16 protein-coding genes are annotated in these 21,663 nt (G+C 58.9%); 7 read left to right on the forward strand and 9 right to left on the reverse strand.

Annotated features, from left to right (window positions below; all coding sequences use genetic code 11):
* The first annotated feature begins 81 nt into the window (after positions 1–81).
* The 3 genes from L0U79_RS13170 to L0U79_RS13180 all read left to right on the forward strand — a co-directional run bounded on the left by L0U79_RS13170 (position 82) and on the right by L0U79_RS13180 (position 3,801).
* Entirely contained in the window at positions 82–1,287 is a 1,206-nt protein-coding gene (locus tag L0U79_RS13170) for an acetyl-CoA C-acyltransferase (RefSeq protein ID WP_233842730.1), read from the forward strand.
* A gap of 281 nt (positions 1,288–1,568) precedes the next feature.
* Positions 1,569–3,011 (forward strand): DHA2 family efflux MFS transporter permease subunit, encoded by a 1,443-nt coding sequence (locus L0U79_RS13175; protein WP_233842731.1) that lies wholly within the window; start codon positions 1,569–1,571, stop codon positions 3,009–3,011.
* A gap of 88 nt (positions 3,012–3,099) precedes the next feature.
* A complete protein-coding gene (locus tag L0U79_RS13180) occupies positions 3,100–3,801 on the forward strand; it encodes a pirin family protein (protein WP_233842732.1) in 702 nt (233 codons plus the stop codon).
* Between the two features lie 79 nt (positions 3,802–3,880).
* Here L0U79_RS13180 and L0U79_RS13185 read toward each other — a convergent pair whose 3' ends face one another.
* Together L0U79_RS13185 and L0U79_RS13190 are read right to left on the reverse strand one after the other, a co-directional pair.
* The gene (locus L0U79_RS13185; protein ID WP_233842733.1) at positions 3,881–4,177 is read right to left on the reverse strand and encodes a hypothetical protein; all 297 of its coding nucleotides are present in this window, start codon (positions 4,175–4,177) and stop codon (positions 3,881–3,883) included.
* Positions 4,178–4,314: 137 nt separating this feature from the next.
* On the reverse strand, positions 4,315–5,007 hold the full coding sequence (locus L0U79_RS13190) for a response regulator (protein ID WP_233842734.1): 693 nt from the start codon (positions 5,005–5,007) through the stop codon (positions 4,315–4,317).
* Between the two features lie 140 nt (positions 5,008–5,147).
* Here L0U79_RS13190 and L0U79_RS13195 point away from each other — a divergent pair, with 140 nt between their 5' ends.
* The gene (locus L0U79_RS13195; protein WP_233842735.1) at positions 5,148–5,801 is read left to right on the forward strand and encodes a response regulator transcription factor; all 654 of its coding nucleotides are present in this window, start codon (positions 5,148–5,150) and stop codon (positions 5,799–5,801) included.
* Between the two features lie 37 nt (positions 5,802–5,838).
* On the opposite strand, the gene epmA is transcribed toward L0U79_RS13195, so the two are convergent.
* Together epmA and ligA are read right to left on the reverse strand one after the other, a co-directional pair.
* Positions 5,839–6,813 (reverse strand): EF-P lysine aminoacylase EpmA, encoded by a 975-nt coding sequence (epmA, locus tag L0U79_RS13200; protein WP_233843905.1) that lies wholly within the window; start codon positions 6,811–6,813, stop codon positions 5,839–5,841.
* Between the two features lie 5 nt (positions 6,814–6,818).
* Positions 6,819–9,206 carry an NAD-dependent DNA ligase LigA gene (gene ligA / locus L0U79_RS13205; protein WP_233842736.1) on the reverse strand — a complete coding sequence of 796 codons (2,388 nt, stop codon included), beginning with the start codon at positions 9,204–9,206 and terminating at the stop codon, positions 6,819–6,821.
* A 204-nt stretch (positions 9,207–9,410) separates the two neighbouring features.
* On the opposite strand from ligA, the gene L0U79_RS13210 reads away from it, so the two are divergent.
* Entirely contained in the window at positions 9,411–10,826 is a 1,416-nt protein-coding gene (locus L0U79_RS13210; RefSeq protein ID WP_233843906.1) for an MFS transporter, read from the forward strand.
* Positions 10,827–10,870: 44 nt separating this feature from the next.
* A complete protein-coding gene (locus L0U79_RS13215; RefSeq protein WP_233842737.1) occupies positions 10,871–12,073 on the forward strand; it encodes a cation:proton antiporter in 1,203 nt (400 codons plus the stop codon).
* On the opposite strand, the gene L0U79_RS13220 is transcribed toward L0U79_RS13215, so the two are convergent.
* Genes L0U79_RS13220 through L0U79_RS13235 form a run of 4 tightly spaced genes read right to left on the reverse strand, consistent with a single transcriptional unit; the run spans position 12,055 to position 19,013 of the window.
* Positions 12,055–13,470 carry a deoxyribodipyrimidine photo-lyase gene (locus L0U79_RS13220; protein ID WP_233842738.1) on the reverse strand — a complete coding sequence of 472 codons (1,416 nt, stop codon included), beginning with the start codon at positions 13,468–13,470 and terminating at the stop codon, positions 12,055–12,057. The two genes, L0U79_RS13215 and L0U79_RS13220, sit on opposite strands and share 19 nt — an antisense overlap.
* A gap of 55 nt (positions 13,471–13,525) precedes the next feature.
* A complete protein-coding gene (locus tag L0U79_RS13225) occupies positions 13,526–16,573 on the reverse strand; it encodes an efflux RND transporter permease subunit (RefSeq protein WP_233842739.1) in 3,048 nt (1,015 codons plus the stop codon).
* Complete coding sequence (locus L0U79_RS13230) at positions 16,570–17,652, reverse strand: efflux RND transporter periplasmic adaptor subunit (RefSeq protein ID WP_233842740.1); 1,083 nt, start codon at positions 17,650–17,652, stop codon at positions 16,570–16,572. Before L0U79_RS13230 ends, L0U79_RS13225 begins: the two co-directional genes overlap by 4 nt.
* Positions 17,649–19,013 carry a TolC family protein gene (locus tag L0U79_RS13235; RefSeq protein WP_233842741.1) on the reverse strand — a complete coding sequence of 455 codons (1,365 nt, stop codon included), beginning with the start codon at positions 19,011–19,013 and terminating at the stop codon, positions 17,649–17,651. Before L0U79_RS13235 ends, L0U79_RS13230 begins: the two co-directional genes overlap by 4 nt.
* Positions 19,014–19,474: 461 nt before the next feature.
* Between L0U79_RS13235 and L0U79_RS13240 the strand changes: the two genes are divergently transcribed.
* Positions 19,475–21,124 (forward strand): hypothetical protein, encoded by a 1,650-nt coding sequence (locus tag L0U79_RS13240; protein WP_233842742.1) that lies wholly within the window; start codon positions 19,475–19,477, stop codon positions 21,122–21,124.
* A gap of 17 nt (positions 21,125–21,141) precedes the next feature.
* Here the strand turns inward: L0U79_RS13240 and L0U79_RS13245 are convergent, their stop codons facing one another.
* The gene (locus tag L0U79_RS13245) at positions 21,142–21,633 is read right to left on the reverse strand and encodes a hypothetical protein (RefSeq protein WP_233842743.1); all 492 of its coding nucleotides are present in this window, start codon (positions 21,631–21,633) and stop codon (positions 21,142–21,144) included.
* Positions 21,634–21,663 lie beyond the last annotated feature (30 nt).

Genomic DNA, 21,663 nt, shown 5'->3' on the forward strand with positions numbered 1-21,663 from the left:
CATTGGGTCCCGGCTTTGGCCGGGACGACGACAAACCAAACGGCGTCGCTGCACAGTGCGCGACGCCACGGAGCAAAGACCATGACCAAGCAAGTGCAAGACGCCTACATCGTCGCCGCCACCCGCACGCCGGTCGGCAAGGCGCCGCGCGGCGTATTCCGCAACACGCGTCCCGACGACATGCTCGCGCACGTAATCCGTGCCGTGATGGCGCAAGCGCCGGGCATCGATCCGCATCGCATCGGCGATGTCATCATCGGCTGCGCCATGCCCGAAGCCGAGCAAGGCATGAACGTGGCGCGCATCGGCCTACTGCTCGCCGGCCTGCCCGACACGGTGCCCGGCGTCACCGTCAATCGTTTCTGTTCGTCCGGCCTGCAATCGGTGGCGATGGCGGCCGACCGCATTCGCCTGGGTGAGGCCGAATTGATGATCGCCGGCGGCACCGAGAGCATGAGCATGGTGCCGATGATGGGTCACAAAGTGGCCATGAATCCGGGCATCTTCGACAACGAGCACATCGGCATCGCTTACGGCATGGGCATCACGGCCGAAAACGTGGCCAAGCAGTGGAAGATTTCCCGCGAAGCGCAAGATACGTTCGCCGCGCAAAGCCATGAACGCGCTCTCGCCGCGATCAAAGCGGGCGAGTTCAAGAGTGAAATCACGCCGTATCAGCTCGACGATCACTACCCCGACCTCGCCACGCGCGGCATCGTCACCGACAGCCGCCTGATCGACACCGACGAAGGTCCGCGCGCCGGCAGCACGCCCGAAGTGCTCGGCAAGCTGAAGACAGTGTTCCGTAACGGCCAGTTTGGCGGCTCGGTGACGGCAGGCAATTCGTCGCAAACCTCCGATGGCGCCGGCGCGATCCTCCTTGCCAGCGAACAAGCGATCAAGGACTACAACCTCACCCCGCTAGCGCGCTTCGTCGGCTACTCCGTAGCGGGCGTGCGCCCGGACATCATGGGCATCGGTCCCAAGGAAGCGATTCCGAAAGCGCTCAAGCTCACCGGCATCACGCAGGATCAGCTCGATTGGATCGAACTGAACGAAGCGTTTGCCGCACAGGCGCTCGCCGTAATCGGCGACCTTGGCCTAGATACCGCCAAGGTGAATCCGCTCGGCGGCGCCATCGCGCTCGGCCATCCACTCGGAGCGACCGGCTCCGTGCGCGTGGCGACCCTGGTGCACGGCCTGCGTCGCCGCAAACAGAAATATGGCATGGTGACCATGTGCATCGGCACCGGCATGGGCGCAGCCGGTATTTTCGAAGCGCTCTGAATCGACGCCGCATCGCGCCCTCTTCCCAAAGGGGAGAGGGCTGGGGTGAGGAGGGGTAAACCTCGCCCCAACACCCATAACAACCACGCACAGACCTTCCAAGCCGCAAGACATCCACACTCTTGCGCACGGCCTCGCAAAAACGCTCTTGTCGCCGCTTCGCCTCCAGCGAATAATGCAGCATGTTGCGGCGCACACCCCCGATGCGCCCACATCTTGGGTGTTTACGACATTCCTGCCACTTTGGCTCAGGCACGTTGCGCCCGCTGCAGGAACTCTTTGTGAGCGTGTTGACTGAGGAAAAGGTTGACGCACCGGCCATTACGCAGCCGGTCTATCCCGATTACCGCGTCATATCTCTGATCGTGGGTTGCGCGATCTTCCTCGAGCAGGTCGACGGCACGGTGCTCGCCACCGCCCTTCCCACCATGGCGCGCGATTTCCACGTTTCCGCCCCGGCGATGAGCGTGGCCGTGACCAGCTATCTGTTGGCGCTGGCTATTCTGATTCCTGTCAGCGGCGCGATTGCGGATCGCTTCGGCGCCAAGCGCGTCTTCAACAGCTCCATCGTCGTATTTATCATCGGTTCGATTCTGTGCTCGCTCACCAAGAGCCTCCCGATGATGGTGGCTGCACGCCTGTTGCAAGGCACGGGCGGCGCGATGATGGCGCCCGTCGGTCGACTGGTGGTTTTGCGTACGGTGGAACGACGCCATCTGGTGTCGTCGATGATGTGGACGCTGATTCCCGCCATTCTCGGCACGATGGCCGGGCCGCCACTGGGCGGCTTTATCGTTCAATATCTCGATTGGCGTTGGATTTTCTACATCAACGTGCCCATCGGTATTTTGGGTTTCTGGTTGGTGCGACGATTCATCCCGGTCGTGCACACGGTGACGCGGCCGGCTCGCTTTGATTGGCTGGGCTTCGCGCTTTGCAGTGTGGGTTTGGGATGCCTGCTGTTTGGGCTCGAACTGTTTGGCGAGAACACCAATCTGCGCAACGCCATCCTGCTTACCGCCGTCGGCGCCGTTTCGTGCTTGGTGTATGTGCAGCACGCCAAGCGTCGCATCAATCCGGCGGTCGACCTGACGCTGTTGCGCATCGATTCGTTCCGCCTCTCCGTTATTTCCGGCTCGCTGATGCGCATCACGCAAGGAGCGCAGCCTTTCTTGCTGCCGTTGCTGCTGCAGATCGGCCTTGGCTTTTCTGCCTTGCGCAGCGGCCAATTGATTCTGGCGATCTCCTTGGGCGCCTTGATGGCGCGCGTCTTCACGACGCGCGTGCTGCGCTGGATCGGCTTTCGCCGGGCCATGGTCTACAACGGCGCGCTGGCAAGCCTGAGCTACGCCGTTTGCGCGTTTTTTCGGGCCGACTGGCCGTTTTGGCTGATGTTCGGTTTGCTGATGGGTTGTGGCCTGGTGATGTCGTTCCAGTTCGCCGCTTACAACACCATCGCTTACGAAGCGGTGCCCACTGATCGTATGAGCGCCGCCAATAGCTTTTATTCCACCTTGCAGCAGTTAATGCTTTCGGTCGGGGTGTGCACCGGCGCTTTGATTTTGAAGGTCGCCATGGCCGTCAGCCACAACGCCGAACCCAGCCGACTGAATTTTTCCGCGGCGTTTCTAGTTGTCACGGTGATATCGATGAGTTCCACGCGATGGCACCGGGCGTTCGCACACGATGCAGGGCATGAAATGAGCGGGTACCGCCAACGCTGAGCCGGCGACACACTGTTTCCCTGGCGGTAGTTCTGCACGGGGCTCTACGGCCTTATGTTTGCGCGATCCATAGCTAATGAGGTGTCCCATGATCGAACGGCGTCCTTTCGATAGCCTTGGCGGAGCCGATCACGGCTGGCTCAAGGCCAAGCATCATTTCTCCTTTTCCAGTTACAACGACGCCAAGCGCATGGGCTGGGGCGCGCTGCGCGTGTGGAACGACGACACCATTGCAGCGCAGACCGGCTTTCCGCCGCATCCGCACGCGGATATGGAAATCATCACGTACGTACGTGAAGGCGCCATTTCGCACCGCGATAGTCTGGGCAACGACGGTCGTACCGTCGCCGGCGACGTACAAGTCATGAGCGCAGGCAGCGGCATCACGCATAGCGAGTACAACCTGGAATCCGACGCAACGCGCATTTTCCAGATCTGGATCATTCCCGACGAACACGGTCGTCCGCCGTCCTGGGGCACCAAGCCGTTTCCCGTTGGCGACCGCTCCGGACGTTTCGTCGTGCTTGCTAGCGGCATCAAAGGCGATGCAGATGCCCTGCCCTTGCGTACGGATGCGCGCGTGCTGGGTGCGACGCTCAAAGCTGGCGAAACCGCTCACTACACATTGGACAAACGGCGTTATGCCTATCTCGTACCGGCCAAGGGTGCAGTAGAGGTCAATGGCGTCCGTATCGACGCACGCGACGGCGCTGCGATTCGCGAAGAGACGGCGCTTGAAGTGAAGGCGCTTGAAGATGCCGAGCTGGTACTGGTCGACTCAAGCCCCTAATAGCACGCCAAAGAAGACGTCTTGCTTACACTGCACCGCACTTTCCAAGTGAGGTGCAGTGAGAAATCCGGCTATTTACTTACGACGCAGAGGATGATTCGTCGCCCGTGCCCGCAAGACGCCTTACCTCGCGTCCTTTGATGGGCTTTCGATCGTGCACGACGTATTCCGCCATGGACTCGGCAATCATGTTTGCCGCGGGGTCCGCGGACTCCCGGCAAGCAACCAGCCAACCATCCACCAGCTTGCGCTTTTGTCGCGACGACACATAAATGAAGTGGTTAAGCTGCCCCATGAATTTTTCACGCTGAAACTTATCCAGCCCGCTGAAACCGAGCAGGAGAGCTGCGATGCCTGAATCGTTTGACTCGCCCACGGTTAAGTGCCTTTGTGCAGGAAAGCCGGCCTAAGATGACTTGCGAATTCAAGCAAGGCTATCTGCGTGCAGATGAGCGCGCCATAGGACAACACCGGTTTTGATTCCACAAATTGGATGACGCGACGTGAGATAAATCAGACATCATCGTCCGTTTTGCGCGCGATCTGCTTGGAGAGTTGCGACGCCTGTACCAAACCGTGCGCAAGCGCGTAGTTAAACACCTCGGCATCGTTGCTCAAGCCAAGCTTCTTCATAGCGGCCTGTTTTTGCGCGCTGATCGTCTTGCTGCTGCGCCCAACTCGAAGCCCGATTTCGGTAACGGTGAAACCTTCGGCATACAGACGAAGCACTTCTGCTTCGCGCTTTGTCAGTCGAACTTGACCGACTTCACCGTGCGATGCAGAGGATGTTTGTTGCAACAATCGCTCCGCTTCCGGCGAAAGATACCGCTCGCCTTGGAGCGCCATGCGAATGGCGCCTTCCACATGATGAAGGTCGTCCGATTTGCTGAGAATGCCGCTCACGCCCACATCGAGAATATTTTGTAAGACATCGCCGTTTTCGATGCCCGTCAGAACGACCAATTGAACGTCGGGGAATCGTCGCCGCAAAAAACGAAGCAGCGAAAGGCCATCGCCATAACGGCCGTGCGGCATAGAGAAGTCGGTCACCACGACATCGCAAGGAGACTTTCCTAGAAGTTCGACGAGGGTGGTGGAATCGGTGACCAATCCGGCGACGGTAATGCCTTCGAAACCCGTCAGCAAATGCTCCATGCCGGCCAATAAGGTCGGATGGTCATCGGCGACGGCGACTCGAATGGTCAAGCGGAACTCCTTACGCCTTTCACCAGGATTATCGGGCACGAAAACTAGCATAGACCTCGCTGCCCGGTCTGAATCGGTATATTACGATCTACGCACTAGCGACGGCACGCCCTGCCGGTGCGTCGAACAGGCCCGCCAAAATGGACAATCCTATCCGTGTTGCGGTGGCAGACGATCATCCCGTCATACGCATGGGTATCGAAGCCACGCTCGATTCCATCAGCAGCGTGCGCCGAATGGGGTCGGCGCAAGACTCCACTGAGCTTGTTACGTTGCTTGATGCGACGCCTTGCGACATCTTGGTCACCGACTACGCCATGCCCGGCGGTCAATATGGCGACGGCCTGGAGTTAATTTCCTTCCTTCGCAGCCGCTATTCGGACATGCACATCATTGTGCTCACCGGCATGGGCAAGGTCGTATTAATCCGCAGCTTGATGGCGTTCGGCATCCACGCCATTCTCAGCAAAACGGACGATATCTCCCATCTGAGCGCGGCGGTCCAGGCGGTACGCGTGGGGCGGCGGTACTTTTCGCCGAGCATCGCCAAGATGATGAAATCGCAATCGCCCGGAAGCAGCACGGTGCAACTCTCGCCTCGCGAGGCCGAAGTGATCGCCCTCTATATCGGCGGAGCCAGCATCAACGGTATTGCGGAAAAACTTCAGCGCAGCAAGCAAACCGTCAGCACGCAGAAGGTCAATGCCATGCGCAAGCTTGGCATTGACAGCGATGCGGATTTGTTCAAGTACGCGATAGAACTGGGGCTCTACAAAAAAGAGGAACACAAGTAGATCCTTGTGCTCGCAAGGATAACGATCGCAAGCAGCGCTATGCCTTGGCGAAGGGAAACGCCAAAACGTCGGCAATTTTGTCTGTCCCAGCCATACACATAAGCAAACGCTCGATACCCACCGCAACGCCTGCGCAATCGGGCATGCGTTCCAGAACGGCTAGCAATTGCTCATCGATAGGCATTTCCCGCAAACCGCGCTCGCGTCGGCGCGCATTATCTCTTTCGAAACGCGCACGCTGTTCCACCGCATCGTTGAGCTCGTGATAGCCGTTCGCCAACTCGTAGGGGCCCAGATAAAGCTCGAAACGCTCTGCGAGCGGCGGATCACCGGGGCGCACCCGCGCCAATGCGCTTTGACTGGCCGGATAATCATGAATGACGGTAATGCGATCGCGCGGAAACGCCGGTTGCAGTTCGTGCGTGATGAGCAGATCCAACCAATCGTCTCGCGTCAATCCGGAGGGATTGATATCGTACTTTGCGAGCGGCTCGCGAAGCTCGTCGATCTCTGCATGCAGCGGATCCAATCCAAGTTCATCGAGAAAGAGTTGCCGATAGCCTTCGATCAGCACCTCCACGCGAGAACCCACCAAGGCGAGCGCCGCTTCAACCAGAGCGATGGTCTCTTCCATCAAATGTCGATGATTCCAACCGACCCGGTACCACTCCAACATGGTGAACTCCGGATTGTGCCGCTCCCCTGCTTCGCCATTGCGAAATACGCGACCAAGCTCGTAGCAATCACCTACACCATCGGCAAGCAAACGCTTTAAGGAATATTCCGGCGACGTGCGCAGCCAACGCTCGCGCGAACCCGCGTCGACGTGACCGTGAAATGGCGCATTGAAGCTTTCGATATTGGGATCGGTGTTGCCGGCGGCCGACAAGATTGGCGTCTCCACTTCCAGCACACCGCGTTCGGAAAAAAAAGCTCGAATCATGGCGTAGAGCTTTGCGCGACCCTGCAAGCGCAAACGGAAAGGGGCGACATTGGTGGTGTTGGCGTCCATCACGATCAGACCCCGTGCTGCTTGAAAAGATTGATCAGACGCTCTTCGTCCCAGACGTCCACACCAAGTTCTTGCGCTTTGTCGAGCTTGGAACCGGCCGCTTCGCCGGCCACGACAAAATGCGTTTTCTTGGACACGCTGCCCGCCACTTTGGCGCCCAGGGCTTCGAGTTTCTCCTTGGCTTCATCGCGCCCCATGCTGGACAGCGTGCCGGTGAGAACGGCCGTTTGCCCTGTCAACGGCAAGGCTTCCACTTCCGCATGCTTGGGTATTGCTTCAAGCAAGCGGTGCATGGCTACCTCGGCCTCGCGCAAAGCGTCAAGGTGGTGACGCGTCGTGAGGTATTCATCAAGATTCGCCGCGGCATTTGACGACAACCCCGCGGTGATCCAATGCGTCGCACCGCTACTATGCAGTTTTTCGATGGTAGGAAAATGCGAAGTGAGCAACTCCGCATTGCGAAGACCAATGCCATTGATGCCCGCGTCTTGCAGCAACGCCGCCAGACTCAGCTTTTGGCTAAGACGCGGTGAAGGGTCGCTCTCATCGCCTAACATCACGCCGGCCTTCAGCAAGGCGTCGACCACCTCGCGATTGCCCCTCTGTTTGAAGAACGCTTCGATCGACTTGGCGACTTCCGCGCCAATATCCGGCAGCTCGCGCAGAATCGCCGCAGGCATGCTGCGCACCCATTCCAAACGTCCCAACCAACTGGCGAGCGTTTTGGCCGTGCTTTCGCCGATATGCACGATGCCGAGCGCGTAAAGAAAACGCGCCAGGGTCGTTTTTTTGCTGGCTTCAATTGCGTCGACCAAGTTCTCCGCCCACTTGGTGGCGATCTTGCCGGCCTTGACGGTTTCCGGCGTGGTGCCGTCGCGCTCGTCCGCCCGTTGCTTCATCTCCAAGAAATGATCGAGCGTGAGCGAGTACAAATCGGCCGGCGTGTGGACGTAGCCAAAATCCACCAGCGCATCGACAAAGCGCTCGCCAATGCCTTCGATATCCATCGCGCGTCGCGACGCGAAGTGGATCAGGGCTTCCTTGCGTTGTGCGGCGCACACCAATCCACCCGAGCAGCGCCACGCAGCCTCGCCTTCTTCGCGCACCAACGCCGAACCGCATACGGGGCAATGCGTCGGCATTTTCCAAGGATGCGTTTTGGGTGGGCGTTGATCGGGAACCACGCGCACGACTTCGGGAATCACGTCGCCGGCGCGGCGCACGATCACGGTATCGCCGACGCGCACATCCAGGCGAGCCACCTGGTCTGCGTTGTGCAGCGTCGCATTGGTGACGGTGACGCCCGCCACCTGCACCGGCGCAAGACGCGCCACGGGCGTAGCAGCGCCGGTGCGTCCAATTTGGATTTCGATCGCTTCGACGATGGTGCTTTGCTCTTGCGCGGGAAACTTATGCGCAAGCGCCCAGCGCGGCGCGCGTGCGACAAAGCCCATCTCGCGCTGACCGACGTAGTCGTCCAACTTGTAGACAACGCCGTCGATGTCATAGGGCAATTGATCGCGTTTGGCGCCAATACGCTGAAAATAAGCGATCAATCCATCAAAGCCTTTGGCGACGCCTACTTCCGGCGACACCGGAAATCCCCAATCGCGCAGCTTTTGCAGCGTTTTTGAATGGCTAGCCGGTAGCTCCACGCCTTCGACCATACCGACGCTGTACGCAAAAAAGCTCAGCTTACGCTTGGCGGTGATCGCCGGATCGAGTTGCCGCAGCGAGCCTGCCGCGCCATTGCGCGGATTGGCGAGCGGCTTCTCGCCATGCTCGCGTGCATACGCATTGAACGCTTCGAAATCTTTGCGAAGCATGATGATTTCGCCACGCACTTCCAGCACGCGCGGCCAGTCGCTTCCGCGTAAACGCAACGGAATCGCGCGCACGGTGCGCAAATTCGCGGTGACGTCTTCGCCCGTTTCGCCATCGCCGCGTGTCGCGCCTTGTACGAATTGGCCGTTTTCGTAGCGCAAGCTGATCGCGAGACCATCCAGTTTCGGCTCTACGGAAAATTCCGGATGGCTGCGTCCCAATGTTTGCTCGATGCGACGTTCGAATTCCGCCACGTCGCGATAACGCTCGCGGTCGCCGTCTCCCTCCTGCTCGAAGGCGTTGCTCAGCGACAACATCGGCAACGCATGACGAACTTCCGCAAATCCGCCAATCGCGCGCGCGCCCACGCGCCGCGTTGGCGAATCGGGCGTGGCGAGCTCGGGGTTATCCGCCTCCAGCGCTTCCAGATCGCGCAGCAGACGATCGTAGTCGGCATCCGCGATCTCCGGATCGTCCAGAACGTGGTAGCGATAGTTGGCGTGTTCGATCCGCTTGCGCAGATCTTCGACGAGTTGGGCCGACGAGAGAGGGGCTGACGGTTTGCTCATGCGCGAAGTGTAACGATTCGTGTGTTGCCAAATGAGTCAAAGGAAACCATTGGCACACTAGTTGAACTACTTTTTGTCCAGGCAAAACGATATTTAAGCAAGCCCGCCATTTTGCGGCCTTTAACCAAACTAGCTGCCATAGCAGGTATCATAACCTCCATGTCGTCCTCCCCTGCCGCCGCTTCCACCGCCGCTCCTGCAGCCATGGCGGACGCAGCCGCAGCCCCGTCGTCCCGCAAGCGCTACAGCGGCCTGATCTGGCTCGTTTCGGCAGCGTTTTTCATGCAGGCGCTGGATTCGACCATCGTCAACACGGCAGTTCCCGCGATCGCCACAGCGCTCAACGACACGCCGCTGAACATGCGCAGCGCCCTGACCAGCTACGTGCTGACCTTGGCGATACTTATTCCTGCCAGCCCGTGGTTGTGCGACCGCTTCGGCACACGCCGCGTGTTCGGTGTGGCCATCAGCATCTTCGCGCTCGGCTCCCTGCTTTGCGGTATCTCGCAAACTCTGCCTGAGCTAGTGCTCGCGCGCGTACTGCAGGGATGCGGGGGCGCGGCGCTGATGCCCGTTGGCCGTTACGTGCTGGTGCGCAGCATCGACAAACGCGATTTCGTGCAGGTCATGAGCACGGTCGCCACATTCGGGCTATTGGGCTCCGTGCTCGGCCCGTTGTTGGGCGGCGCGTTGGTGGAATACACCAACTGGCGATTGATCTTTCTGCTGAACGTGCCGGTGGGCATTGTCGGCCTGTGGCTCAATCAACGCGAAATGCTTGAGTATCGCTTGGATACCGCCCATCGCTTCGATTTGCTCGGATTCATTTTGTTCGCCGCTGCATCCGCATTGCTTCTGGCCGCCTCGGAATTGGCGGCCGACGCGATCATTCCTTGGGCTCGCATGGGCACCTTGGTCGTGCTGGCGATGTTTTTTGCAGCGGCATATATCTGGCATAGCCGCCGCACGGAACACCCGGTCGCGGATTTGCGATTGCTGCGCGTGCGCAGCGTATGGGTGTCGCTGTCGGGCAGCCTGCTGACGAGACTTGGCGTCAGCGGCATGTTTCTGTTGATCGTGTTGTTCTTGCAGGTGGGTTGTGGTTGGTCGCCCTTGATGGCTGGCTTGATGATGGTGCCGCAAGCGCTCGGATCGATCTGCGCGAAATGGCTGGTGAATCGCACGCTGATTCGCCTTGGATATCGACGCCTGTTGCTAAGCAATACGCTGATCGTCGCCGTGCTGCTGGCGATGTTCGCGCTGCTCGGCCCGCACACCCCCATGGCGCTGATTGTCTTATTGATATTTGTCTACGGCGGTTTCATGGGCATGCAATACACCGTGATGAATACGCTGATCTACACCGACCTCGACGTCCAACATGCCTCGATGGCGTCGTCGATGGCATCCACCACGCAGTATTTGTCCATGAGCTTCGGCATCGCCCTGGCCACCATCCTGATGCAAACGCTTTTGCACGGCCAGGAAAGCACGGCTTATATAGCCGCATTCCGATGGACAGTGATCGCCTTGGCTGTTATCACGGCGGTTGCCAGTCGCCTCTTCGCCCGACTGGAAAAGCTTTCTCCGTCTACCGTCGGCGTGTCTTCCACCGCTTAAGCGGGTAGCATATTTGGCATGCTCATGATCGAAGGATTCCGACCATGCACCATGCCAATGAAATTCTGCTGTCGCTTTTTATCGTGTTCGTCGCTGCGCAAATCGGTGCGGAGATTGCGCAACGTCTAAAGCTGCCTGGCGTGGTTGGCGAAATTACCGCGGGCTGCGTGATCGGCCCATCGGTCATGGGCTGGATTACACCTGAGCAAATTGCATCCGGCACTCCGCTCGATGTGCTTGCGGAGATCGGCGTTGTGCTGCTGCTTTTTGCGGTGGGCCTGGAAACGCGCCTGGAAGATCTCAAAAAAGTAGGCAAGTCCGCGCTTCTGGTCGGCGTGCTTGGCGTGCTGTTGCCATTCGCCATGGGTGGTTTCTGGGCGCATGCCAGCGGCTATGCGTGGGGCAAGTCGCTTTTCGTCGCGGCGGCGTTCGTCGCGACCTCGGCAGGCATCACGGCTCGGGTATTGCAAGAGCTTGGCGTACTGCAGCGCGTGGAAAGCAAAGTGATTCTCGGCGCCGCTGTTATCGACGATATCCTCGCCATGTTGCTGCTTGGCGTCGTGGTATCGCTGCAAGGCGGCGAAGGCTTCGATCCGTTGCATTTGGTAATGGTATTAGTCGGCGCGATCGGCTTTATCGCCGTCATCGGCTGGGGCGGGACGCGCGTGATGCGCTGGAATTCCACCTGGCTGGAAAAACCGCGCAGCGCGTATTCGCCATTGCTGATTGTGCTCGCCTTGTGCCTGGGGCTTGCTTACATTTCCACGCTCTTTGGGTTGGCCGCGATTATCGGCGCGTTCCTCGCCGGCATGATCGCATCGGAAACGCGTCAGCAACACACGCTGGAACAACAAATCCAACCGTTGCTCGCCTTGCTGACACCGTTCTTCTTCGTGTTGACCGGCAGCAAGATCGATTTGCATCAATTGGCGAGCACTGACGCGATCATCGCCCTCACCGTCGTCACCGTGATAGCGATCATTTCCAAATTGCTGGGTGGCTTTTTGGGATCGTTGTCGCTCGGTCGCGCGAGCGCCGCGATCATCGGCTTTGGCATGGTGCCGCGCGGCGAAGTAGGTGTGGTGATCGCCAGTCTTGGACTTGCCGCCGGCGTTTTCAGCGATCGGATGTACGCGATCATCGTGGCGATGTCGCTGCTGACGGCCATGATCACACCACCCATTCTCGCGTGGTTACTGCGGCGAGCCGTGGACTCGGAAATGAAGCCTCAACCGCGCGATGCCTGATAGGCGGCCAGCGCAGCTTGCCTGGATTCGCCTAAGTCGATCATCGAGGATGGATAACCGCTGCGTTTAAGCAGTTGTGGATCTTTCCAAGGCTCATGCAACAACGCATCGGACGCGTTGGCGAGTTCCGGCAGCCATCGACGCAGATATTCTCCCTTCGCGTCGAACTTTTGCGCCTGCGTGACGGGATTGAATACGCGAAAGTAAGGCGCGGCATCGGCGCCGCAACCGGCTACCCATTGCCAACCCAAGGTGTTGTTGGCCAAATCCGCATCTACCAAGGTATCCCAAAACCAACGCGCGCCGTGCAGCCAGTGCAAGCGAAGATTCTTGGTAAGAAAACTCGCCACCACCATGCGTACGCGATTGTGCATCCAGCCTGTGTGCCACAACTCGCGCATGCCAGCGTCGACTAATGGAATACCAGTACGGCCCTGCTGCCAGCGTTGCAGAGTGTTTTCTCCTGCCTCTGTCCAGACAAAGCCGCTAAATCGCGGATTGAAATTTTCCGTGGGCGTCCTCGGAAAGTGATAAAGCAGGTAGTGCGCAAATTCGCGCCAACCAAGTTCGCGCAAAAAGGGCTCGATATCCGGCCTTCGCTTTGTATCCCTGCGCCGTAGCCGTTGCATCAGATCGTAATGAACCTGATGCGGCGTGATTTCTCCAAAATGCAGATGCGGCGACAAACGCGACGTCCCATGCCGAGCCGGAAGGTCGCGCCCCGTGGCGTAACCGCCAAGCGCATCGTCTGCAAAAAGCTCAAGCGCCGCAAAAGCGCCCTGCTCACCAGGCTGCCACGCTTCGTGCAACCCCTGATCCCAAGCGACGCGCGGCAACAACTCCAAATCATCTACCGACAAAGCGCCTGGCAGAGGTGCCGTAGGCACCACCGACGGAGCCGGCAACGGTTCGGAGGGTTCGACCAGCGTGCGCAACTTGCGCCAGTAAGGAGTGAATACGCGATACGGCTGGCCTTCCTGCGTCAGCAACTGTGTCGGCTCTTGCCATAAGGCACCGCCGAAGCTATGCACCGCGATACCTTTTTCACGCAACGCCGACTTGATGCGCGCATCGCGAGCCACCGCCGCCGGGTCGTAAAGACGATGCCAGTAGACGGTATCCGCGCCGGTCTGCGCGATGACATCCAGCAATAGCTGAAGACTGTCGCCTTTTCGAATATGAAGCGCGCTTTGACGGGATCGTAAATCGTTGTCCAAAGCCGTCAGAGAATGATGCAGCCACCAACGGCTGGCCGCACCAGGTTGCCAGTCCCCTTCTTCCTGCGGAGCGTGGATATAAAGCGGCACGACGCGAGAACTGTCGGCACACGCACGATGAAGCGCCGCGTGATCAGCGAGGCGTAGATCCCGACGAAACCAGACGATGGCAGTACTCATGCCATCAGTGTGACGGGATTTTCGCCCACCGCAAATAGCCGTGGGCGATGTAGCGCTAAGCGTGAGCTTTGCGTGACCGCATCAGCGTTGCATACAACACTGGCATCACCAGCAGCACGAGCGGCACCTGCACCAGCAGGCCTGCGATAATCGCGACGGCCAGCGGTTGCTGCATCTGAGACCCCGAACCTAAGGCAAGCGCCAAAGGCAACAGCGTGAGAATGGCGGCCATGGTCGACATCAGAATGGGGCGCATGCGATGCCGCGCCGCCATCAACAGCGCGTCGTGCAGGGGCGTCTCCGGAGCAACGTCTTCCAGCTCGGAGAAATAGAAGATCGCCACTTCGGTCACGATACCCACGATCATGGTCATGCCCATCATCGCCGAAATATTCAGCTCGATGCCGGTTAACCACAACCCGATAAACACCGCGCTCATCGCCAGCAACGGCATCACCATGATCACTAGCGCGATGCGGAAGCTTTCGTACAAGAACAGCAACAAGGTGAATACCAAGGCGATCGCCGCCAGTAACACCACCGTCAACCCGCGGAACGCTTCCTGCTGTTGTTGATACAAACCACCGAGCTCGTAGTACATACCCTTTGGCAACATATTCGGCCGGGCCAGCATGGCTTTGACGTCCGCAATGGTCGCGCCCATGCTGCGTCCGCTGATACGCCCCGTTACCGCCACCATGCGCTTGAGGTTGCTACGCGTGATTTCCGGCTGTCCTTGCACGATCTGCACGCTCGCCACTTGCGACAACGGAAACAGATGTCCGTCCGCGGCGCGAATGGGCAGCGATTCGACTTGTTCGATACGCTTATACGACGACGTTGGCAGACGAACGCGAATGCCGACCATCTTGCCGTTCGCGGGAAGCTGCGCGGCAACCGTGCCTTCGATCGCCGCATCCACCTGATCGCGTACAGCTGCCGGATCAAGTCCCTGCAGCGCAGCTTTTGCGGGGTCCACCGTCATCGTCAGCGCATCACCCGCCGGGTTGATGCCATTGAGTACGCCGTTGACGCCATTGACCTTGCCCAACGCATCCGCCACGCGTTGCGCGGTGTCATTCAGTTCGTCGGCGTTGTCGCTATAAAGCTGGATTTCAATCGGCTGCGGCACGGCGACCAGATCGCCAATCATGTCTTCCATCAGCTGCGACACTTCCACATCGAGGCCTGGCACTTTCTCTTCCGCCTCTTTGCGGATGTCGTTCATCACTTCTTCCGTGGACGGGCGCGATCCGTTTTTCAGTCGAACGAAAATATCGCCTGTATTGGCTTCGGTGAGTGCGTCGCCGAGCTGCAAACCGGTTCGACGCGAATAGGTGTCCACGTAAGGATTGGCCCGGATGATCGCTTCAACTTGATTGAGCAGTCGGCCTGTTTCTTCCAACGACGTGCCAGGCTTGGAAATATAGTCGAACGTAAAGCCGCCTTCGTCCATCGCCGGCATAAAACCGGTACCGACCTGCGTGAAGGCAAGTACGCCCACGACAATGAGTGGCAGCACCATGACCGCAACCCAGATCGGACGCTTCAACCAGCGTTGCAGCAAACCTTCGTAACGATTCTTGATATGCAGCGAAAGGCCTTTCGCCTCATGATCGCCGGCGTGTTTTTGATCAAGCAACCGCTCCGAAAGCAACGGCACAACGATCCACGTAAGCAAATAGGAAATAACCAGCGCACTGGCCATCGTCAAAGACAAGGCCTGGAAGAATGCGCCCGTCACGCCAGTAAGAAACGCCAGCGGAATAAATATAACGACGGTCGCAGCACTGGATCCGGTAAGCGGACGCGTGAACTCCCACGCCGCGCGAGCGATCCGCTCGCTCACTTCACCCGGCGCGCCCTTCAACCGGCGCATGATGTGTTCCTGCATCACGATGACGTCGTCGATGATCAAACCGACCGCCGCCGCCATGCCGCCGAGCGTCATCATGTTGAAGCTCATGCCCAACACATGCAGCAGCAACACGGTGATCGCCAATACGGCGGGCACCACCAGCATCGCAACGATGATCACGCGCGTATTGCGCAGGAACAAAAACAACACCAAACCGGCGAGCACGATGCCGATCAAGATGGCATCGCGTACGCTGCCCGCCGCGCCGGTAACCAACTGGGATTGATCGTACCAATTGGCGAGCGTTACACCCGCCGGCATCTGCGACCCATAATCTTGCAGTCGTTGTTTGACATCCCGTGCGATCTGCACGCTATTGCCATCCGGCTGCTGCAGGATCTGCATCAGCACCGCATCCTGACCATCGGCCGTCACGCGTATCCACTGCGGCACATGGCTCAGCGTCACATCGGCAATGTCGCCCAGACGCACCACGCCATGGCTGTCCGCGCGCACCACGATTTGGCGCAACGCGGCGATCGTGTTTGGTTGATTGTCCGCCAGCAGCAGATAGAGTTTGTAGTGATCGGAAACGTGTCCCATCGCTTCGATGGTCGCGGCATGGCTGACCGCCGTCGCCACGTCGTTTAGGCTTAAATCTTGTGCGCGCAGACGATTGGGATCGACATCGGCGTGAAATTCAGCAACTTCGCCGCCTTGCACGCTGACGCGCGCCACGCCGGGGATACTGCTAAGCAAGGGGCGCAACTGATATTGCGCCAAGTCGTACAGCGCGCTCGGCGACAGCGTATGCGAACGCAGGCTGTAGGCCAGCATGGGGTACGAACTGGGATCCATGCGACGACTGGTGAGTTGCGTGCCGGCGGGCAACTCGGGCAACACCTGGCTCGCTGCGGCATTGATGTCGCCGAGCGCGCGACTCATGTCCGTGCCCCACGCGAACGAGATCGCAATATCCGCGCTGCCGCGACTGGTGGTCGACCGCACATCGCGCACACCGGGCACGCGACGCAACGCCGTTTCAATGGGCGTCGTTACCGCAATCGCCATTTGATCGGCGGGACGGTCGCCAGCATCCAGCGAGAGCATAACGCGCGGAAACGCCACATTCGGAAACAACGCCACCGGCATGAACACCGCACTGCCGATGCCGCCAAGCGTCGCCATCAGCACGAGAAAAAGAAGCGAGCGCCAATGGCGCTGCATCCATGCAGTCACACTCACTTGGACGACTCCTGCTGCTCGCGCACCGCGTCGCCATCGTCCAACTCGTAGTTGCCGAGCACGATGACGCGCATTTTGCCGTCGAGCGAACCTTGTACACCAACGGTGTCGCCTTGCGGATGTTTCAGCGTGACGTCGATGCGCTTGGCGTGATCGTGATCGTCGACAAACACGTAATCGCCTTTGTCGTCATGCAAGACAGCGCTGCGCGGCAGCGCCCACGCGGTGTAGTTCGTCGTTTCAATCGTCGCCTGCACCGCTGCACCCGATACCAGTACGTTTCCGGCGTCAGGCGGGAGTTCGACCTGCAAGGGCAGCAGATGCGTTTGGGCATCGATCGCGTGGCCGACCACATCGAGTCGCCCATGCAAGGCATCGTTGGAACCGTAAGTGCTTTGCACGTCGACCGACATACCGGCTTTCAGCCTTGCGCCCTCTTCCGGTTGCGCGCCGAGACGTGCGACCAACGCGTGCGATGGCGCGAAATTAAGCAACGCCGTGCCGGCTTGAAACCGATCGCCGAGATTGACGTTGAGCGCTGTCACGACACCATCGGCGGGCGCGGCGATGGTCTCCTCCGCCGTGCCACCGCCCAGCGCACGTTGCGCTTCCACGCCTGCTTTGGCGTCGTCCAGCGCCTTCTGAGCGGTGGCGACCTGAGACTGCGTAGCAAGGTGCTGTGCGGCCATTTGTTGTGTGCGCTTGAACTCACCCGTCGCCAGATCCAAGGCGCTTTGCGCTTGCAAGAACGCGTTGCGTGCAACGGGATCGGGCGCCACGCGCAGCAGCGCCTGTCCGCGCTGCACGGATTGCCCGGTTGCCGTCGTCACGCCAATTACTTGACCGCCGTGCCCCAAATTGACCGTGCTGGCGCGATGCGGATCGCCCACGGCAGTACCCCACGCCTGGATGGTGTCATGGAACGCCTGGTTGACAGGTGCGGCGGTGGTCACCAGCACCGTTCCTTTCACTTCCGGCGCTGCGTCGTCGTCATCGCCGCCACCGTGTCCACCGCATCCGGCCAGTAGTGCAAGCAGCAACGCCGCCAGTGCGGCACGTGTCAGGACAAGTCGATTCATGGCTTAGATGTCGATGCAGAAGAGGGTTGAAGATCGGTGCTGCCGAGCATGGCTTCCAAGGCAATCGCCTGCTGCGATTGCTGATCGCGCGCGGCGATGTAATCCATGTCTGCGCTAAGCGCATTGGCGCGGATAGACAAATACGTCGGCCAATCGATCAGGCCTTTTTGCCAAGCCGTTTCGGCGGCGCGGCGCGCATCGTCCAAACGCTTCGATTGCGCTTGCGATTGATCGCGCTGTTTGGCAAGCGTGTCTTGATCGATCATCAACTGGCGGATGTCGTTGCGCGTGTTCAAGACACGGCCTTCGTAGTCGTCCTTGAGCTGTTGTCGAGTGGCTTTCTCGATGGCGATATTTCCGCGATTGCGATCGAACAAAGGCAAAGTAATGCCGATATTGATGCCGTGCGAAAGCACGCCGGAGTTGTCTTTTTGGCGATCGACGCCGAACGTCAGCGCCGGAAACTGTGCGCGAATCGCACCGCGATACGTCGCTTCCTGCGCTTTATACCCAGCCTGCAAAGCCAAAAGATCCGGACGTCGTTCCGGCAAACTCGCCAGCGCGGCGTTGACTTGTTCCGGTGTCGGCGATGTCTGGAACGGTTCACCAATCAAATCCAGCGGCGCATCCGGCGCCAGGCCCAACAACACGCGCATATCGTGTTCAGCTTGGTGCAATTGCACGGTGCAGTCAGTCACGCGCTTGTTGGCGTCGGCGTATGCGTTCAAGCCAGCGCTCGCCGCGTCGTACGTCAGATTGCCATCTTGTAATGCTTTACGCACGAAACCATCGATGGGCTTTAAGGCCGCCTCTTCCGCGGCGAGTTCGCGTTGCTGCTCGCGCAAAGACACCACTTGGTTGAACAGCTGGCGCGCCTGGGCAATGGTTTGCCACTCCGCCCATAACAGATCCAGATTCACTTGGTCCGCCTGGCTTTTGGCTGCGGCTTTGCGAGTCGAGCGGGTCAGCAAACTGGTGATGTCCTCGCTAATACCGTAGGCCGACGAGGTCATATACCCAGGCACCGGATGCGCGAGGTATTCCTGGTTGATCGAAAGCTGCGGGTCCGGGAGCAGCCCCGCCGCAAACGACTGAGCACGAGCCACGCCCAACTGATCGCGCATGACTTTCAGATCGGGATTGTTGGCGACGGCCAAAATCGCGACGTCCGTGACATCCATCCCGTGCGAAAGATCAAAACGGTGAGATCGCAACGCCGGCAGAGGCATGTCCGCCGTGCTGACTGAAAGTTGCGAAACGTCCTTGGCGCCCTGCCCCTCGCCGAGCGGCAAGGACGAATAGGTGGCGCAACCGGCGATCCAGACCGAACCTGCCAATGCGACTAGTCGCCATGTACGCATACCGAACAGTCCTTGGCAAAAGGGTGAATCTTGAAGCAACCGCACCGGCAAGTCTCCGCTCGAGTGACCTCGACGGTGGCAGAGACTACCGATCGTTGCTTAGCGAACTCTTTGCAGCGATGTGACGGCCGGCAGGTTCTTTTCGAGCCAAAGGCGATTCGGGGCTGGAAACCCGATTTCCACTTCGCAAGAAGTTGTACCGCTAATCCCTTACCCTTGAATGTGAAGAGAAAAATCAAATCTTCGATATTTCAATGAGTTGTAGTTGACGAAGGCCGTCGAACTTATTGATATACGACAGATTTTGTAAATCGCCCTTCATATGTTTCAAAACAGGCCGATATCCGTGTGAGCTCACACAAACTTCACGCCCTAAATTGTTTTATTCTTAGGCTGAGCCAAGGGGAAAACGTGGAACAAGGCTCTGATTTTTTGTAGGTCTTTCTTTGCAGGGGAAACGCATGGGGAAGCGGTTCTGGACTAACGACTGGCTGCTGCAGCTCGCCGTAGCTGGCGGCTACGCGCTGCTTTACCTTGCCATTCACCCGTTCTCCACAGCGCATTGGCCGATCCACGCCGGCGTGCGTATGGCCTGCCTGCTGCTGATTCCTTATCGATTCTGGCCCGCGCTGCTGATCGGCGAAGCGCTGCCTAACGAATACCAAGTCATCCCCTGCCTTGCATCACTTGGTCCGGCATGGGTGGCGGTCCGTTCCGTTCCTCCCATTGCGGTGGCTATGTTGATCGTGTGGGCATGTCGCACCTGGATGCCACCTTTTCCTTCCAAGAAATTGATCGACATCAAGGCGCTGCTTGTCTGCGGTCTGCTGGTCTCATTGGGAGGGATGGTATACAGCTCAACAGCGTTAGCGGTGGCGACTGCACCGACCATCTCGTTTGTTCCGATGAATGCCGTGGAATATTTTCTCGGCCCATACCTGGGTATTTTTTCCATCGTGCCTTGGGTCTTGATGGTCAAGCTCGATTACAAGCCAGGCCATCTGCATGAACAGATTCGCCGAGCCCTATCGAGCAGGTTGTTTCTCGACACCGTAGCGCTCCTGATCCCTGCGTTAGTTCTGCTGGAGTGGGTCAGCTATGTTGGAAACGATCAGGTCAAGCAAATTGCCCCTGTCGCCATGTTTCTCCCCATGGCGTGGCTCACACTCAAACATGGTTGGCGCGCCGCTGCCGTAAGCGGCCCTTTGGCAATCGCATGCATTTCGCTGCCTATTGCCCCGATCAACGACATTGATCCAAAGACTTACGCAACCCAAGCGACTCTCGCTGTCGTTGTTACTTGCTTGTTTGCGCTGGGTGGGCGCATCAGCGTCCAGCTTATGGACGAGGAAAAAGAAAAGCGCAGCGCGCTCAGCGTCCAGCGTTTCGCAAGGCAGAGCCTCCAGCTTGGTGAACAGCGCATGCGGCAGACGTCGCAAGCTCTGGAGTATCTCGCTGGCACGTTGCATATCACCAATGGCCGCTTGCTTGAACAGATGCGCCGCATCGTCCCGAACATTGAAAGCCACGCGTTCTACAAGCAATCGGTTGCGATGCAAAGCCAGGTCTATCGCCTGGCTGAGAGCATGCATCCCGTCGCGTGGCGCGAGCGAGGATTGCCGGCGGCGCTCAATGAAACGATCGCGCGCGCCCTCGATGAGGCAGGCATCGCCTATCGTTGCGAAATTAGTGGGCGCGGCTTCACGCGTTTAGCGCCTGCCGTTCTGACCGCCACTTATCGGTCCGCATGCGAAGCGGCTGTCTACGTCACATCCAGGCTTGCCTGTAACCGCGTAAATCTCGTACTCCGCGGTGGCGAAACGCGTGGAAAACGATGGGTTATGTTGCGCGTAGAAGGCGTGCTGGAAGAAACCGGCGTTGCTAACGCCGTGTATCACTCGGAAGAACGCAAGCGTCTTGCGACCAAGCTTGGAGCAAGCATGCTGGACATACCGGAGATGCGCGATCACGTGCGCATCTTCGATGGATACTTGCATCTGCGGATGCCGTCTAACCGTCTACGTATTACCGTTCTGCTGCATGACGCCGTGCAAGAGGAGCAGAGGCCAGTATCTCGCCTCGCTCCACCACTACGCCTATGGGTGAAATAGCACCTATAGCCAACTAATCAGGGACCGCCGTTACCCGAGCAGGTAGCGGGAGGGCACGAAGTAGCTGCGCTCATCACACTAAACGTCGTCGCGCCACTGGTTTGCGGCGTGGCCGTAACAGTCGTCGCGCTATCGCTGTAAACCGTCTGCGCCGGCGTTGATGTCGAGCTGGTCGACGGCGTTGCGGTCGCAGCACTCGACGACGACGGCGTCGACACGTTCTGCGAATCCACACCTACCGGCAGCACGATCGACGTGCCGTTGGCCGTACCCACCGCCGCGTGCACGTTGCCATTCAGATCGTTGATCTGGATGTACTTGACACCGTTCAACACGAACACATACACGTGCCAATTCGGATTGGCGCTGACGTCTGTCGCATTCGGCCAGGCTTGGCCAAGTCCAGTCGCCGGAGTAGCGGTCTGGCCGAAGGCCATGGGGGTTGCGCAAAGAGCAAACAGACTGGCGATTGCTGCTTTACGGACGAAGCTTCCTTGTTTACTGGACATGGGGTTTCCCCTGATTGTTAATGGTAGTTC

The sequence above is a fragment of the Dyella sp. 2HG41-7 genome (assembly GCF_021390675.1).
GTDB lineage: Bacteria > Pseudomonadota > Gammaproteobacteria > Xanthomonadales > Rhodanobacteraceae > Dyella_B.

Excerpts from the sequence above, each read along its gene's own strand:
- L0U79_RS13230 (WP_233842740.1), bottom strand. The coding sequence starts at position 17,652 with ATGAATCGACTTGTCCTGACACGTGCCGCACTGGCGGCGTTGCTGCTT.
- L0U79_RS13220 (WP_233842738.1), bottom strand. The coding sequence starts at position 13,470 with ATGAGTACTGCCATCGTCTGGTTTCGTCGGGATCTACGCCTCGCTGAT.
- L0U79_RS13210 (WP_233843906.1), top strand. The coding sequence starts at position 9,411 with ATGGCGGACGCAGCCGCAGCCCCGTCGTCCCGCAAGCGCTACAGCGGC.
- L0U79_RS13180 (WP_233842732.1), top strand. The coding sequence starts at position 3,100 with ATGATCGAACGGCGTCCTTTCGATAGCCTTGGCGGAGCCGATCACGGC.
- L0U79_RS13245 (WP_233842743.1), bottom strand. The coding sequence starts at position 21,633 with ATGTCCAGTAAACAAGGAAGCTTCGTCCGTAAAGCAGCAATCGCCAGT.
- L0U79_RS13235 (WP_233842741.1), bottom strand. The coding sequence starts at position 19,013 with ATGCGTACATGGCGACTAGTCGCATTGGCAGGTTCGGTCTGGATCGCC.
- ligA (WP_233842736.1), bottom strand. The coding sequence starts at position 9,206 with ATGAGCAAACCGTCAGCCCCTCTCTCGTCGGCCCAACTCGTCGAAGAT.
- L0U79_RS13195 (WP_233842735.1), top strand. The coding sequence starts at position 5,148 with ATGGACAATCCTATCCGTGTTGCGGTGGCAGACGATCATCCCGTCATA.
- epmA (WP_233843905.1), bottom strand. The coding sequence starts at position 6,813 with ATGGACGCCAACACCACCAATGTCGCCCCTTTCCGTTTGCGCTTGCAG.
- L0U79_RS13215 (WP_233842737.1), top strand. The coding sequence starts at position 10,871 with ATGCACCATGCCAATGAAATTCTGCTGTCGCTTTTTATCGTGTTCGTC.
- L0U79_RS13240 (WP_233842742.1), top strand. The coding sequence starts at position 19,475 with ATGGGGAAGCGGTTCTGGACTAACGACTGGCTGCTGCAGCTCGCCGTA.
- L0U79_RS13170 (WP_233842730.1), top strand. The coding sequence starts at position 82 with ATGACCAAGCAAGTGCAAGACGCCTACATCGTCGCCGCCACCCGCACG.